15 protein-coding genes and 1 pseudogene are annotated in these 14,557 nt (G+C 66.9%); 3 read left to right on the top strand and 13 right to left on the bottom strand.

All coding sequences use genetic code 11. The features are described 5' to 3' along the window. Positions 1–169: 169 nt before the first annotated feature. The 4 genes from VIQ49_RS18215 to fdxA all read right to left on the bottom strand — a co-directional run bounded on the left by VIQ49_RS18215 (position 170) and on the right by fdxA (position 3,126). Positions 170–646, bottom strand: a complete 477-nt coding sequence (locus VIQ49_RS18215; RefSeq protein WP_331887127.1) for a hypothetical protein — start codon at positions 644–646, stop codon at positions 170–172. Then, entirely contained in the window at positions 624–1,508 is an 885-nt protein-coding gene (locus tag VIQ49_RS18210; protein ID WP_331887125.1) for a DUF692 family multinuclear iron-containing protein, read from the bottom strand. The genes VIQ49_RS18215 and VIQ49_RS18210 overlap by 23 nt, the downstream gene beginning before the upstream one ends. A gap of 168 nt (positions 1,509–1,676) precedes the next feature. Next, positions 1,677–2,792 (bottom strand): succinyldiaminopimelate transaminase, encoded by a 1,116-nt coding sequence (gene dapC, locus VIQ49_RS18205; protein ID WP_331887123.1) that lies wholly within the window; start codon positions 2,790–2,792, stop codon positions 1,677–1,679. Between the two features lie 7 nt (positions 2,793–2,799). Continuing rightward, positions 2,800–3,126 (bottom strand): ferredoxin, encoded by a 327-nt coding sequence (gene fdxA, locus VIQ49_RS18200; RefSeq protein ID WP_331887121.1) that lies wholly within the window; start codon positions 3,124–3,126, stop codon positions 2,800–2,802. A gap of 356 nt (positions 3,127–3,482) precedes the next feature. Between fdxA and VIQ49_RS18195 the strand changes: the two genes are divergently transcribed. Beyond that, a complete protein-coding gene (locus tag VIQ49_RS18195; protein WP_331887119.1) occupies positions 3,483–4,025 on the top strand; it encodes a cysteine dioxygenase family protein in 543 nt (180 codons plus the stop codon). Beyond that, positions 4,022–4,411, top strand: a complete 390-nt coding sequence (locus VIQ49_RS18190) for a rhodanese-like domain-containing protein (protein WP_331887117.1) — start codon at positions 4,022–4,024, stop codon at positions 4,409–4,411. Before VIQ49_RS18195 ends, VIQ49_RS18190 begins: the two co-directional genes overlap by 4 nt. Before the next feature lie 18 nt (positions 4,412–4,429). Here the strand turns inward: VIQ49_RS18190 and VIQ49_RS18185 are convergent, their stop codons facing one another. From VIQ49_RS18185 to typA, 6 genes and pseudogenes are all read right to left on the bottom strand, one after another. Further along, positions 4,430–5,170, bottom strand: coding sequence for a hypothetical protein (locus tag VIQ49_RS18185; RefSeq protein WP_331887115.1), 741 nt, complete (start codon positions 5,168–5,170; stop codon positions 4,430–4,432). A gap of 26 nt (positions 5,171–5,196) precedes the next feature. Further along, positions 5,197–6,570, bottom strand: a pseudogene (gene cofG / locus VIQ49_RS18180) (7,8-didemethyl-8-hydroxy-5-deazariboflavin synthase CofG); the annotation flags it as partial. A 10-nt stretch (positions 6,571–6,580) separates the two neighbouring features. Next, on the bottom strand, positions 6,581–6,979 hold the full coding sequence (locus tag VIQ49_RS18175) for a facilitated glucose transporter (RefSeq protein WP_331887113.1): 399 nt from the start codon (positions 6,977–6,979) through the stop codon (positions 6,581–6,583). After that, positions 6,979–7,851, bottom strand: a complete 873-nt coding sequence (mshB, locus tag VIQ49_RS18170) for an N-acetyl-1-D-myo-inositol-2-amino-2-deoxy-alpha-D-glucopyranoside deacetylase (RefSeq protein ID WP_331887111.1) — start codon at positions 7,849–7,851, stop codon at positions 6,979–6,981. Before mshB ends, VIQ49_RS18175 begins: the two co-directional genes overlap by 1 nt. 19 nt (positions 7,852–7,870) lie before the next feature. Continuing rightward, positions 7,871–9,775 carry an ABC transporter family substrate-binding protein gene (locus tag VIQ49_RS18165; protein WP_331887109.1) on the bottom strand — a complete coding sequence of 635 codons (1,905 nt, stop codon included), beginning with the start codon at positions 9,773–9,775 and terminating at the stop codon, positions 7,871–7,873. 123 nt (positions 9,776–9,898) lie between these two features. Further along, positions 9,899–11,809 (bottom strand): translational GTPase TypA, encoded by a 1,911-nt coding sequence (gene typA / locus VIQ49_RS18160; protein WP_331887107.1) that lies wholly within the window; start codon positions 11,807–11,809, stop codon positions 9,899–9,901. A 172-nt stretch (positions 11,810–11,981) separates the two neighbouring features. Here typA and VIQ49_RS18155 point away from each other — a divergent pair, with 172 nt between their 5' ends. Then, complete coding sequence (locus VIQ49_RS18155; protein ID WP_331887129.1) at positions 11,982–12,164, top strand: hypothetical protein; 183 nt, start codon at positions 11,982–11,984, stop codon at positions 12,162–12,164. Positions 12,165–12,356: 192 nt separating this feature from the next. Here VIQ49_RS18155 and VIQ49_RS18150 read toward each other — a convergent pair whose 3' ends face one another. The 3 genes from VIQ49_RS18150 to VIQ49_RS18140 all read right to left on the bottom strand — a co-directional run. Further along, on the bottom strand, positions 12,357–12,749 hold the full coding sequence (locus VIQ49_RS18150) for an NUDIX domain-containing protein (protein WP_331887105.1): 393 nt from the start codon (positions 12,747–12,749) through the stop codon (positions 12,357–12,359). Further along, positions 12,742–13,839, bottom strand: coding sequence for an ABC transporter ATP-binding protein (locus tag VIQ49_RS18145; RefSeq protein WP_331887103.1), 1,098 nt, complete (start codon positions 13,837–13,839; stop codon positions 12,742–12,744). The genes VIQ49_RS18150 and VIQ49_RS18145 overlap by 8 nt, the downstream gene beginning before the upstream one ends. After that, positions 13,839–14,557, bottom strand: a 719-nt coding sequence (locus VIQ49_RS18140) for an ABC transporter permease (RefSeq protein WP_414731660.1), incomplete at its 5' end; no start/stop codon positions are given. The genes VIQ49_RS18140 and VIQ49_RS18145, both read right to left, overlap by 1 nt.

Genomic DNA, 14,557 nt, shown 5'->3' with positions numbered 1-14,557 from the left:
CCGCCGTCACCTCCTGAGCCCCCGTCGCCCCAGGAAAAAAAGCTGTCGCCGCCCGACGATGACGTCCCTCGGCGCCGTCGCGGTCGGCTCGTCCCGTGCGAAGCCGAGACCGCTGCGCCGATGCACAGCCAGATGACGCCCACCACCACCGCCATGATCACCAATACGGTCATGACAACCCCTCCTTATCACCTTCTCTTGCTTGTTTGATTGCAAAAACTCTTGTCCTGGAACCGATTCCGAGGACAAACTCACGTCGACCGCGATGCCGGACCCAGGCCGCCCGGCGGGTGCCGTCGTAGACGTCCTCCACGGCGAGCCAGTCCCGGGTGCGCCGGTCGGTGTCGCTGCGAGCGGCCAGCCATCTGGTGAAGGCGGCGACGTCCTCGTGGGCGCACCCGCCGCGGGCCGCTGTCTGTTGTGCATAGCGCCGAAACCGGTCCCGCCACTGCGGGAGTTCGGCGAGTTGCGGTCCGGCCCGGCGCGCCGCCGACGCGCGTTTGTCGATGAGTATGTCGCTGGTGAGCGCAGACCCGATCGGATCGAAGCCACTCGGGACCCGTCCGGCCAACAGGTCGCCGACCACCTCGCGTTGGCGCGACGACAGAGCCGCTCGGGCCTCGTCAAGCGGGGATGGTGAAGGCATCGACCCGGCCTTCCTCGAGAACCCGGTTGATCACCCGCAGGTCGCCGAGTACCGCCGACTCGGTGACCGCGCCATCGCGTTCGAGCACGATGCCCGGTACCGGCAGGCCGCTACGGTGGCAACTCTCGATGAACGCCGAGAGCAGGCCGATCACGTCATCCACCATGTGGTCGTCATGCGTGTCGATGTACCTGTCGTCGCGGAAGCGGCCACCGGCGGTGTGCACATAAGCGATGGCCCCCAGCGGGAAACGGTCGAGTTGCTCGAAGGGATCGCCGCCAAGGGCAGTCGCGCTGGCAAACAGGTTCGCCACGTCGAGCACGAGTGACGCACCGGTCCGCCGCACGATGTCAGCGAGATACTCCGGCTCGTCGAACTCGTCTTCGGGCCAACTGATCAGAGCCGCGATGTTCTCCAGTGCGAGCGGCACACCCAGAACCTCCTGCGCCCGGGAGATGTTGTCGCACAGCACGGTCAGTGCGGCCCTCGTACGCGGCGGTGGCAGCAGATGACCGGCTTCGAGGAGGTCGCCGTGCAACGGGTCGGGAGTGTCGGCAGCGCGAACGAAGGCGATGTGTTCGCTGACCAGCGGCGCACCGAGTTCGCGGGCCAGATCACGCAGTCGGGCCAGCCGACCGCCATCGGGAAGGTCAGCGCCGGCGAGGCCGAGACCCACACCGTGCGGAATCACCACGACGCCCTGATCACGCAGGGCGAGCAGCGATTCGGGCAGGGCTCCGGGCGTGAGGTTCTCTGCGACGACCTCGGTGAAGCGGAGCGACCCGGACTCTGCGAGGTCGGTCAGTGTGGCGGCTATCGGGGCCCGCCAGGCAATCGAGGAACCGGCGATCTGTGTGGCCATGACCCCACCTCCCACTCGAAGGGAGTGGACAACGTTGGCCACTGTCAAATCCGTTGTACCGCTGACAATTTCGAAAGATCCATCAGCTGTTGACACAGCTTCTCCGAAAGTTGGCGTCCCGGGGTAACGGAATGGCCTCAGATGTGCAACAAATGGGAACTGCGCAGGTCAGACGGTCAGGCGCTTCGCCGCAGCGGCGATCCGTTCGTCGGTTGCGGTGAGCGCCAGCCGAACGTGGCGGGTTCCGCGGGGACCGTAGAAGTCACCCGGCGCCGCCAGGATGCCGCGATCGGCCAGCCAGTCGACGGTGGCGCGACTGTCTTCGTCGCGGGTGGCCCAGAGGTACAGGCCGGCCGCGGAATCGTCGATGCGCAACCCGGCGGCGAGTACGGCCGCGCGCAGGACCTCGCGTCGGGACCGGTAGCGCTCCCGCTGCTGCGCGGTGTGGGTGTCGTCGTCGAGTGCCGCCGCCATCGCACCCTGCACCGGGAACGGGACGATCAGACCCGCGTGCTTGCGGACCGCGAGCAGTTCGCTGATCAGAGCCGGATCACCGGCCAGGAAACCGGCCCGGTAGCTCGCCAGGTTCGAGGTCTTCGAGAGCGAATGCACGGCCAGCAACCCGGTGAAGTCACCGTCGGTGACCCGTGGATCGAGAATCGACACCGGCTCGTCGTCCCAGGCCAGACCGAGGTAGCACTCGTCGGAGACGACGATCGTGCCCCGCTCACGTGCCCACTGCACCACCTTGCGCAGGTGTTCGACGGGCAGCACCTTGCCGGTGGGGTTGGACGGCGAGTTCAGATAGATGAGCGCGGGCGAACTCGGCCCGAGCTGGGTCAGTGAATCGGCCCGCACCGGCCGGGCACCGGCCAGCAACGCACCGACCTCGTATGTCGGATAGGCGATCTCCGGGATGACCACGTCATCGCCGGCACCGATCCCGAGCGTCGCAGGCAAACCGGCGATGACTTCTTTGGTCCCGATCACCGGCAAGATCATCGAGTTGTCGAGGCCGGTGATCCCGTGGCGGCGCTCCAGCGACGTGCACGCGGCGGTCCGGACCATCGTGGTACCGATCGTGACCGGATACCCGGGGAAATCCGAGGATGCGTAGAGGGCATCACGGATCAGGGGGTCCACCGGATCGACCGGGGTACCCACCGAGAGGTCGACGATGCCGTCGGGATGCCGACCGGCACGCTCCTTGGCCTCGGCGAGCGTGTCCCAGGGAAACTCCGGCAACCGCGACGAGACGGGGGTCCGGCCACGCATCGACGTCATCCGACGATCATTCCTCGGTGTTCATGGGTGGCAGTGCCTTCACAAACGGAGAGTCGTACGCGACCTTGCCCAGTTTGCTGGCCCCACCCGGTGAACCCAGATCGTCGAAGAAGTCGACGTTGGCGTTCACATACGGTTCCCACTCGTCGGGCACATCGTCTTCGTAGAAGATCGCCTCGACCGGGCACACCGGCTCACAGGCACCACAGTCGACGCACTCGTCGGGCTGGATGTAGAGCATCCGTTCGCCCTCGTAGATGCAGTCGACGGGGCATTCCTCCACGCAGGCCTTGTCCAAGACGTCAACGCAAGGCTCAGCGATGATGTATGTCACCGACAACCCTCCTCATCAATTCAGTTTCGTTCGCGTGGGCTGTACGCGCTCAAAAGCGGGCATGCCTTCGACCGAGAAGACGTCGGCTACCCGCTTGTCGCTTTCCAGTATCCGCGTCACCGATTTCAAATCAAAACCGACCCCACCCCCTGTCCGCGAGTCGGGCGGCGCACGTCGCGCACAGTTCGCCGCAGGACGCGGGTTTCAAATCAATGAGCGCATAAATCTTTACCGGAACCAGGTCCGAAGGCACTGTGATCAATGTGACCGCGCGCCGAACTCTCCTCTGGAACCGAATGTGTTGTTGCTGACCGCAACCCTGCCCTCATTCGAACCTTCTCCAGGAGCCTGCACGCATGACCTCCACCTTGTCCCGACCGTCCGTGGCCGGAGTACCCAACCATCACCTCCCGACCCGACTTCGCCCCGCTGACCTGCTGCGATTGACAGATCAGGGCGCCTCCGACGTGATCGACGGCCGCTACGACCACCTGTTACCGCAGTACTGGGACTGCGAGAACCGGTGGTCCACCCGGCTGCACTACGACGACGACGTCGACGTTTGGCTGATCAGCTGGACCCCCGACGAGTCGACCGACCTCCACGACCACGCCGGATCCCTGGGTGCGCTGACGGTCCTCTCCGGCGCCCTGGCCGAATATCGCTGGACCGGGAGCCAACTGCGCGCCCGCACCCTCGACGAAGGCGATCAGGCCTCGTTCCCGCTCGGCTGGGTGCACGACGTGGTCCGCAGCCCCGGTGCCCCGGTCACCAGCGAACCCACCCTGAGCGTGCACGCCTACTCCCCGCCGCTGAGCGCGATGTCGTACTACGAGGTGACCGACGCACAGTCACTTCGCCGGACGAAGACCGTTCTCACCGACGGTGGTGCAGCATGAGTGTGGTGACCACCATCGACGACCTCCTCCTGCAAGCGCGCGCCGGACTCGACCGGATCAGCGCGCCGGATCTCCCGGCCAGGCTGGCCGACGGCGCACTGGTCGTCGACATCCGTCCGGCGGCGCAGCGCGCGCAAGAAGGTGAGTTCGACGGTGCGCTGGTGATCGAGCGCAACGTCCTCGAATGGCGACTCGACCCGGCCTCCGACGCACGGATCCCCGAAGCGGTCGATCACGACGTTCCCTGGGTTGTGATCTGTTCGCAGGGCTACACCTCCAGCCTGGCGGCGGCGTCACTGCAACTGCTCGGCCTGCACCGCGCCACCGACGTCGTCGGCGGCCACGAGGCGCTGATCGCCGCGGGTATCAGCGGCACCTCGCGCTAGCGGCAGAGGACCGCCGCCTCAAACAACCTCTCGGACAACCGCATTCGACGCGCGTCGAAGTGCATCGCTTTCGCCGATGTAGCCGGCGAGCGCGCCGACCAGGGGCAATCCGGTCAGCATCCGCCACGGTTGTTTCGAGGACGGCCGGCGCTCGAGATCGCCGAGAACCGCACGCGACCTCTCGATGCCCGACCACATCTCACTCACCAGTACGTCGGTGCCGTCGCCTGGCTCACCCGTGAGCAGTGCTCGCGCGTCCACCGTCCGGCGGCACAGAACCTCCGCCAGCAGGTCGGTCTGGCGGTATCGATCGTCGATGCCGTAGGCGCGGGCGACCGCACACAGCAGCAGCGCCTGGTTCCCGAAGCCCAAAACGGTCTGGACCGGCAGCCGATTCACCAACGGTCCGAAGACACCCGGGTAGGCGACACCGACGGTCGTGAGGGCACCGACCCTTCCGATCCACCAGTCGCGCCGCTGAGCCGGTGTCCACCCGGCCCACTTCGCGGTGCCGGGCAATCCGGTGGCGTCGGCCGCCCACACCAGCGAGCCGTCGACGGTGCCGAGGACCTTGGCGACAAGGGCTTCGTCCGCGCGATCGGACTGCTGATCCGAACCCCGGAATGTCCGGCCTTTGACACCGAAAGGGTCACTGTCGACCACATCGAGTACCAGATTCATCACCCCGGTCGACCGATGCAGCAGACCTGCAACGTCCTTGTCCGAGAGTGGCTTTGGGGACGGCAGCGGCAGTTTCATACAGTACGCAGACCTTCGTCGAGGGGTTCGAGGTCCTCGCCCGATTCGCTCCAAGGACGACCGGTGGGGATGACGTCGGCAGCCAGCCCCGTCTCGGGGTCGGCCAGCGCCCACACGTGGTCCATGATCCGCTCGTCGATCCAGGGAGAGCCCGCCAGAATGTACCGGGGCTGCGCCGCAACACGTTCGGTCAGGACATACCCGGTGTCGGCGGTGATCTGTGCCAGCGAATCCAGATTCGGCCAGGGCCGTTCGGGATTGACGTGGTCCGGCGTCAGCGGTGACACGCCACCCCAATCGTCCACGCCGGCACCGACCAGCGCGGCACATTCGGCCGGCGACACCAGATTCGGCGGTGCCTGGATCCGCATCCGCGGGCCCAAGATGATCCTGGCGACCGCGACGGCTGCGAGGAACTCATCGAACTCGGCATCGGCGACACCGCGCATCGCCGTGTCAGGCTTGGCCCGGAAGTTCTGCACGATCACTTCCTGGATGTTGCCGAACGCCTCCTGCACCTTGTGCAACTCGATCAGCGAATCGGCGCGCTCGGTGAGGTCCTCCCCGATGCCCACGAGGATTCCGGTGGTGAACGGCACCGAGAGCCGGCCCGCATCGATGAGTACCTGCTTACGGACCTCGGGATCCTTGTCAGGGCTGCCGTAGTGCGCATTGCCCTTGTCGGTGAAGAGCCGGCGTGCGGTGGTCTCGAGCATCATGCCCATCGACGGCGCCACGGGTTTGAGCCGGGCCATCTCGTCGACACTCATCACCCCGGGATTGAGGTGCGGCAGCAACCCCGTCTCCTCGAGGACCCGGATCGAGGCGGCCCGGACGTAGTCCAGCGTCGAGGAGTATCCGCGCTCGGTGAGCCATTGCCGGGCTTCGGGCCACCGCTCCTCCGGCCGGTCGCCGAGTGTGAACAAGGCCTCTTTGCATCCCATCTCGGCGCCGCTGCGGGCGATCTCGAGGACCTCCTCGATCTCGAGGTACATGCCGTGGCCGTCGCGGGCCAGTTTGCCCGGCACGGTCACAAACGTGCAGTAGTGGCACCGGTCGCGGCACAGCCTGGTCAGGGGGATGAACACCTTCCGCGAGTAGCTGATCTGCCGCTCGCGTCCCTCGGCGATCAGACCGGCGTCACGGATCCCGGCCGCTATCGCGCAGAGTTCGGTGAGTTCGTCTCCGCGCGCGGCGAGCAGGATGGCGGCCCGGTCGACATCGAGTTCGGTGCCCTCTTCCAGCTGGGAGAGGACCCGCCTGATCGTGTGCCGGGCGGGACGCGCCTCGGCGACGGCACCGGGACGTGGCGGCATCGCCGGATCGGGTAGCGGCGTCGGATCCGATGGCGTACCGAGGGCTTCGGGGATCTGCGAGGTCACTCCCTGATAATGCTGCATGGGTGGCAGATCATTCCCCCGACCCCGCCACCACCGGCTTTGCCGCACCCTTGGTGTCGGGCAGCCAGCCCGTGAACGCCACGAACACCGGTGCCACGAGCCCGAGGCCGAGGAGCAGGAAGACGGTCAGATCCTGGGGCACAACGATGTCACCGCCGGGCCCGCCCGCTGCGAGTACGAAGAACGCGATCATGAACGCGATCAGCGCACCGAATCGGGCAAAACCTTCGGAGAGGGTGGCGCTACACCACAGCAGGATGCAGTTCGCGATCGCCGCGAGCACTGCGCTGATCGGGAACGGCACCGAGCCGATGTGCAACGGCAGGAATGCCAGCGCCATGACGCCCACCAGAAAGCCGTCGAGCCACAGCAGACCCAACAGGGCCCAGCGCACCAGGGATCCGGGCATCAGAGACCGCCGAACAGGTCGGTTTCACGTCCGGACTCATCGGTCGGTCCCAGCTCTCCGGCGACCAGCATGAAGTGTTCCTCGGCAAAAATCGGCTGGATGATGTTGTTGGACAACGCGTATTCGGTGCCCGACGCGGACACGGTCACCTGTGTTGCGTGGGCGCTCAGCGCCCGCACCTTGCGATCGTAGACCCCCCGTACGTCGATCGCCGTGGTGATCTCGGCATCGGGATGACTGGGCAACTCTCCCGGTGTCGGCATGCGCCACTCCTTCGGGACCCGGCCCTGAGCGTCGGCGAGACCGGCCTCCAGCGCGGATTCCTCGGTGACGGTCCAGTAGAGCTTGGACACCGACCATCCATCAGCCCCGGCGGCGGCGAGTTCGATCGCGGCGTGAGCAATGGCATGGACCTGGATGTGGTCGGGATGGCCGTAGCTGCCGACGGGGTCGTAGCCGACCACCACCTGAGGGCGCAGTTCGCGGATCAGATCTGCCAGGATCCCGGCGGGCGTCTCGGCACCGGCGGCGATGAAGGCGCGCTCGTGATCGTTCGATTGTGCCCCCGACATCCCTGAATCCCGCCAGCGTCCGGCACCACCGAGGAACAGCGGTTCCACCGGGGCAAACGGATCGGGGCTCAGCTCGGCCAGCGCATCGGTCAGCTCCATGATCCGGTAGCCACCCAGCTGGTCGGCTCCGCCGTCGGCGACCAGGCCACTCCACCGGTCACCGATCACCTCACCCTCCTCACCGAGCGTGCACGTGACCACGGTGACTTCGGCGCCGGCGTCGAGGTATGTGGCGATGGTGCCGCCGGTGGTGATGGTCTCGTCGTCCGGATGGGCATGAACGAGCAACAGACGATTCATGGTTTACGGTTTCGCTTTCTCAGTTACCGGTCTGCTGGCGCCAGCCCGCGGAGTCACCGTAGATGCCGGTCTGCACCGGTCCGATGACCGGGGCGCCGGTGACCAAGGGAGAGACGGCGGTGGTCAGGACGTCCTGATACACCGGCAGATACACCGCACGCTCGTCGAGCAGGCGCTGCGCGGTACGCAGGTCCTCGGTCGGATCATCGGCAGAGATGGCCCGCGTCGCGATCGCCTGCAGCTCCGGGTCGCACAGGCCCGACACGTTGCTGGTGTAGCGAGGTTCGCTGCGCGACTCCTCGGTCTCCGACGACGGAGCCGTCGAGGAGGTGACCGATGGGTCCCCGGCGGCGCTGGTCGTCGTCGGAGCAGTCGAGTCCGGTACGGAACTCGACTCTGTGGATCCATCTTCTTCGGCACGCAGACACTCGGTGTTCGACGCGAGCACCGTGGCCGGTGATTCCCCGGCTCGGCTCCAGCCGACCACCAGGTCGACCTGCCGTCCGGTCAGGCCCGAGCTGTACAGGTCGGCCGTCGACAGGGCCACACTCGTGGCGCGGATCCCCGCACGGTTCAACTGGTCGACGATGTTGGCCGCCGCAGCGCCGGTCCGTAGATCTCCCTGGACCGACCCGACCCGGACCACCAGGGAGTCACCGTTCGGCTTCTCGACCGGTTGCGTCCCGGCGGGCAGCGTTGGCAGATCGCTCGGCGGGGTCGTCGACGTCTCGCCGGTGGTGCTCGTCGGCGTCGGCTCCACCGAGCTGGTACTCGGTTCACCGGACACCGTCGGCGGTTCGGGTGCCGGGATCACCGGGCCGCGCTGATATCCCGCTGCGCCCAGCCAGCCTTCGATCTCTTCGGGCGTGACCACCGGCCGCGGCACCGGGTAGTACCCCGGATCAGACGGCGCGTAGACGGAATTGGTGGCCGGGAGCACCTCGGTGTCGTCGGCGCCGGCGAAGGTCACGAGATTGGTGTCAAGGGTCGCCAGGACTGCGCGGCGAAGATCGATGTTCGACATCGACTCCGTCCGCGTGTTGACCGTGATGCCCAGGGTGCGGGACTGGGCGACCTTGCCGGTGAGGACTCCACCGATGCTTCCCAGCGTGGCGCCGAGCGCTTCACCGCCGCTGACCGACACGACCCGGGTGTCGCCGGATCGCATCGAATCCGCGAGTTGGCTGGTGGTCCCGGCGCGGCGCAGGGTCATCCGGTCGACGCCGGCCGGTGTGAGCCAGAACCGGTCGTTGCGGATGAGCCGGACTTCGTCCCTGCTGTGGTCGATTCCGCTGATGGTGAAAGGCCCCCCGGAGGCCGGGTAGCCGCTGTCCATACCGGTTTGGAATCCGCCGGGTGCGCCTTTGAGGACGTGCGAGGGCAGCAGGTCGTTGAACAGTTCCCGCCACGCCGGGAAGGGCGCCGCAAAGGTGGCCGTGACTTCTTTGCCGCCTGCGGAGCTGCGCACGTCGGTGATCATGCGGTAGCCCGCGGGCGCGGTGACGTTGGGCTGCCGCGACATCTGCTGCCAGAGGTAGATGAAATCCTCGGCGGTGATCGGCAATCCGTCCGACCACTGCGCGTCCTCATGGATCTTGTAGGTGACGGCGAACGGATCGGTGCCGGTGACCTCGGCGCTGGTCAGCAACGCCTCGTCGATCAACCACACGACCCGGCCGTCCGCGGCGACGGGGTGGAACGAACTCGGCAACGTCATCGCCGCCACCGCGGTGGTCACCGCCGACTGGTCGGCCGCCAGGTGGGGATTGAAGCCGTTGCCGATCGAGTCGGTGGCCACGTACAGCACCCGGCCCGACGGCTCGCTCGGCTCCGGCGGGACCGAGTTGGTCTGCTGCACCGGGGGCGGCGGGTCGGCGACGCATGCTGTCAGGAACAGCAGGCAGGACAGCGCGGTCGCGGCCATCGCAGTCGCAGTCGTCCGTCGTCTACCCAAAACCCGATTCCCCTGTCCGCCGGTCGACATCCGCAATCGGCGGTCGAGGAGTGACCGCCGATTGCGTCCTTTCTACCTTCTCAGTTTCACTTCTCAGCCCACGCTCTGGTTGCGGGCCTTCGTACGGGACCGCTCGCGGGCGCGGGTGTTCGAATCGAGGTTGACCTTGCGCACCCGGACCACCTCGGGGGTGACCTCGACGCACTCGTCGTCGGTACAGAACTCCATCGCCGCTTCGAGTTCGAGCTTGATCGGCTTGGCGAGCGTCTCCATCACGTCGGCGGAGGACTGACGCATGTTCGTCAGCTTCTTCTCCTTGGTGACGTTGATGTCGAGGTCTTCCATGCGCGGGTTGATACCCACGACCATGCCCTCGTAGGTGTCGGCGCCCGGCTCGACAAAGAAGGTTCCACGATCGGCGAGCTGGATCATCGCGAACGGGGTGACGGTTCCGGCGCGGTCGGAGACGAGCGAACCGGTGTGGCGGGCGCGGATCTCGCCGGCCCACGGGCCGTAACCGTCGAACACGGCGTTGGCGATACCGGTACCCCGGGTCTCGGTGAGGAAGTCGGTGCGGAAACCGATCAGGCCACGCGAGGGAACGATGAACTCCATCCGGACCCAGCCGCTGCCGTGGTTGGCCATGTCGCCCATGCGGCCCTTACGGGCGGCCAGCAGCTGCGTGACCGCACCGAGGTACTCCTCGGGGACGTCGATGGTGAGGTGCTCGAACGGCTCGTGCAGCTTGCCGTCGACCTGCTTGGTGACAACCTGCGGCTTGCCGACGGTCAGCTCGAAGCCTTCGCGGCGCATCTGCTCGACGAGGATGGCCAGCGCCAGCTCGCCACGACCCTGAACCTCCCAGGCGTCCGGACGACCGATGTCGAGGACGCGCAGGGAGACGTTGCCGATGAGTTCGCTGTCGAGGCGATCCTTGACCATGCGCGAGGTGAGCTTGTGGCCTTTGACCCGGCCGACCAGCGGCGAGGTGTTGGTGCCGATCGTCACCGAGATGGCGGGCTCGTCGACGGTGATCCGCGGCAGGGCCACCGGATGGTCGACGTCGGTGAGGGTGTCACCGATCATGATGTCGGTCATACCGGCGACGGCGACGATGTCACCGGCGACGGCGGTCTCTGCGGGTGTCCGTGCGACACCGACGGTGACCAGCAACTCGGTGATCTTGGCGCGCTCGGTGACGGGCTCGCCGTCGACCTCCCGCAACCAGGCCACGGTCTGGCCCTTCTTCAGGGTGCCTGCGTACAGGCGGACCAGCGCGAGGCGGCCGAGGAACGCCGAGGCGTCGAGGTTGGTGACGTGCGCCTGGAGCGGTGCGTCGAGGTCACCCTTGGGCGCGGGGACGTACGAGAGCAGCACGTCGAACAGTGCGTCGAGGTTCTCGGCGTCGGGGACCTGACCGTTTTCGGGGGCGGTGGTGCTGGCGACACCCGCGCGGCCCGATGCGTAGAGGACCGGCAGGTCGAGCGCGAGCTCGGCAGCAGCGGCGGCTTCGTCGTCGACGTCCGATGCGAGGTCGAGGAGCAGGTCGTGGCTCTCTTCGACAACCTCCGCGATGCGGGCGTCGGGACGGTCGGTCTTGTTGACCACGAGTATCACCGGCAGCGACGCGGCCAGGGCCTTGCGGAGCACGAAGCGGGTCTGCGGCAGCGGACCTTCCGACGCGTCGACCAGGAGCACAACGCCGTCGACCATCGACAGGCCGCGCTCGACCTCACCACCGAAGTCGGCGTGGCCGGGTGTGTCGATGACGTTGATGACAACCTCGGTGCCGTCGGGCTGACGACGGTGCACCGCGGTGTTCTTCGCGAGAATGGTGATGCCCTTCTCGCGTTCGAGGTCACCGGAGTCCATGACGCGGTCGACCAGTTCGGCGCGTTCCTCGAATACGCCCGATTGCCGCAGCATCGCATCAACCAGGGTTGTTTTCCCGTGGTCGACGTGCGCAACGATCGCAACGTTGCGGAAATTGGGGGCAGCAGTCACTGAAGTTCTCCGGACGTGAAGTGGGCATGTCAATACCGTCGAGCTAGGTGCTCAAACCAGTCAAGGGTACTCTCTCGGGCAATGAGAGCGGCATCACAATGCCCCTGCAGCGGAGAATTAAGGTGCTGCTAACCTAACTTTCAATCAAGACAGTCCTTGGAAAGGTGGGTACGTGGGCAAGAAGAAAGTGGCGGACATCTGCGAGATGAAGCCGAAGAAAAAGTGCTGCCGCAGTTCCACCCGATGCCTCCGCTGCCCCGTTGTCATCCACAAGATGCAGAAGTTCTCCGCGCAGGGCATGTCGAACAAAGAACTCACCAAGGCCCTCAAGAAGGTGCGCTCCCGCGCAGCCTGAACCACTGCCACACCGTCGATCGGGCCGATCGAACCGCCGAGCGAAACCGTCGATCGGGCCCTTGTAGCCGTCGACAGTGCCCTTGTTGCACGAACGAAAGCCTCATCGACACGCTCGGCGGAAACAAAGGCCCACCCGGCGGAAACAAAGGCACGCTCGGCGGCTGTAGGGGCACGCTCAGCGGTTCCCCGGTCAGGTCAGAAGCTCGACGAGATCATCGAGCCACACCGCGTCGGCCGGGACCAGTTCTCCGGCGTCGGCCATCCGACGCAGGCCTGCCGCGTCCACCCAGCGGACAGCGGCGTGTTCGTGCGGGTGGGGCTCTCCGCCGATCAAACGCGCGGCGATCGCGACCAGCGTCAGATCCGGACGCAGCGGTACCGGCTCCCCGACCTGATCGGCCACGCACACTGTGATCCCCAGTTCTTCGGCGAGTTCCCGCTCGAGCGCCCGCGCCCGGGTCTCCCCCACCTCGACCTTGCCGCCGGGCAACTCCCACAGCCCGGCCACGTCGACCGGGTACATGCGCTGAGCAAGCAGGAGCCGCCCGCCGGCGACCACCGCACCGGCGACGACCTCACGCATTGCGGCCCACTGTTCCCCTTGTGTCGAATCCTCTGTCGTTCGATGTCGTCGGCTCGCTTGATGACACATCGGCCCCCGAGATGATGGCCATCCGGTCGCGATCGAGCGTGATCGAGACCTCGTCACCCACCCGGAGCGACGGGTCACCGACGGCGTCCACCTCCACGTCCGCGACAGACAACCGAACGCGGGTTCCCTCGGGCAGCGACGCCACGTGCCGGACCACACCGGTGACACCACCGCCGCCCTCGGCGATCGCGGTCGCGATGACGGCTTCCGGGCGCAGCCCGATGCGAACCCCGCCGTCGGGCAGATCGACGCGAACCCGGCCGAGCGAGCTGTCGAGTACACCCGCGGAGATGGTCGCCGCGACGACCGTGGTGCAACCGATGAACTTCGCGATCCGCGCAGACCGCGGTGCGCGCCAAAGCTTTTCGGGATGATCGTCCTGGACGATGCGGCCGCCGTCCATCACCGCGATGCGATCGGCCATCATCGCCGCCTCGGAGTGGTCGTGGGTCACCACGATCGTCGGCGTACCGGTGGCCCCGATGATCTCGGCGATCTGCAGTGCGAGCCGGTCACGCAACTGCCGATCGAGGGCGGACAGCGGCTCATCGAGCAGGAGCAGCCGCGGCCGCGGGGCCAGCGCCCGGGCGAGTGCAACCCGTTGCTGCTGTCCGCCGGACAGCTCGGCCACTCTGCGTTTGCCGAGGCCGGGCAGATCGACCAGGTCGAGCAGGTCTGCCACCCGTTTGGCGATGTCGGGCTTGCTCCAGCGCCGGACCCGCAGTCCGTACGCGACGTTGTCGGCGATGCTGCGCCCCGGCAACAACTGGCCGTCCTGGAACACCACACCGAAGTCGCGGCGATGGGTGGGTATCGGGGCCAGATCGACTCCGTCGAACGTGATCGTGCCGGACGACAGCGGCTCCAGACCGGCGATGGCACGGATGAGTGTCGACTTGCCGCACCCCGACGGGCCGAGCAAGGCGGTGATCGTCGCGCCCCGGGTACCGATCGCCAGATCCAGATCGGAGATGACCGCCTCCGACCCGTAATTCACCGTCACCGAGGACAATTCGAGCACTAGAACTCACCTCCCTCATCCCGCCGGACAAGCTCGATCAGGGCCACCACCAGAGCGGTCACCACCAACATCATCACCGAACACGCCATCGCAGTGCCGAAGTTACCCGACCCCGGACGGGACAGGGCGGTGCCGATCAGGACCGGAACCGTGGTGGTGTCGGGCCGGGCCACGAAACTGGTCGCCCCGAACTCGCCGATCGCGATCACAAACGCGAAACCCGCTGCCGCACAGAGTGATCTCTTGATGATCGGGAGATCGACGGTCCACCAGACCCGCAACGGGCCGGCGCCCAGTGTCGACATCGCCTGCCTCAGGCGCGGGTCGACGAGACCCATGGCGGGTACGAGGATCCGGATCACGAGCGGGGTGGCGATCAGCGCCTGGACGGCGGGGACCACGGCCGGCGAGGTGGCGACCTCACGCGGCATCGAGCTCAGGATCACGAGATAGCCCAAGCCGACGGTCACCGCGCTGACCCCCAGCGGGAGCATCGCCACACCTGTGCCCACACCGGCGAACACCCCACTCGCCCGGGACAGCGCCAGCGCACCCAGCAGTCCCAGGACAAGCGCGATGAGGGTCGCCCAGGTGGCGCTGACAAGGGAGTACCGCATGGTCTCCCACGGGGTTTGGCCGTTGACCGGCTCGGCCAGCGCCCGGTAGCCGTCGAGGTTCCAGCTGCCGCCGACGGTGGGCCGCACCGACCGCCAGACCA

The organism is Williamsia sp. (genome assembly GCF_036566845.1).
Lineage (GTDB): Bacteria > Actinomycetota > Actinomycetes > Mycobacteriales > Mycobacteriaceae > Williamsia.
The sequence above is the reverse complement of the archived record's forward strand: the minus strand, read 5'-3'. Positions and strand labels throughout refer to the sequence as shown.

Bases quoted from the DNA above. Each gene is read 5' to 3' on its own strand.
- dapC (WP_331887123.1), bottom strand. From the start codon at position 2,792: ATGACGTCGATGCGTGGCCGGACCCCCGTCTCGTCGCGGTTGCCGGAG.
- VIQ49_RS18150 (WP_331887105.1), bottom strand. From the start codon at position 12,749: ATGCGTGAGGTCGTCGCCGGTGCGGTGGTCGCCGGCGGGCGGCTCCTG.
- VIQ49_RS18175 (WP_331887113.1), bottom strand. From the start codon at position 6,979: ATGCCCGGATCCCTGGTGCGCTGGGCCCTGTTGGGTCTGCTGTGGCTC.
- VIQ49_RS18195 (WP_331887119.1), top strand. From the start codon at position 3,483: ATGACCTCCACCTTGTCCCGACCGTCCGTGGCCGGAGTACCCAACCAT.
- VIQ49_RS18185 (WP_331887115.1), bottom strand. From the start codon at position 5,170: ATGAAACTGCCGCTGCCGTCCCCAAAGCCACTCTCGGACAAGGACGTT.
- VIQ49_RS18210 (WP_331887125.1), bottom strand. From the start codon at position 1,508: ATGGCCACACAGATCGCCGGTTCCTCGATTGCCTGGCGGGCCCCGATA.
- VIQ49_RS18190 (WP_331887117.1), top strand. From the start codon at position 4,022: ATGAGTGTGGTGACCACCATCGACGACCTCCTCCTGCAAGCGCGCGCC.
- VIQ49_RS18215 (WP_331887127.1), bottom strand. From the start codon at position 646: ATGCCTTCACCATCCCCGCTTGACGAGGCCCGAGCGGCTCTGTCGTCG.
- mshB (WP_331887111.1), bottom strand. From the start codon at position 7,851: ATGAATCGTCTGTTGCTCGTTCATGCCCATCCGGACGACGAGACCATC.
- VIQ49_RS18165 (WP_331887109.1), bottom strand. From the start codon at position 9,775: ATGGCCGCGACCGCGCTGTCCTGCCTGCTGTTCCTGACAGCATGCGTC.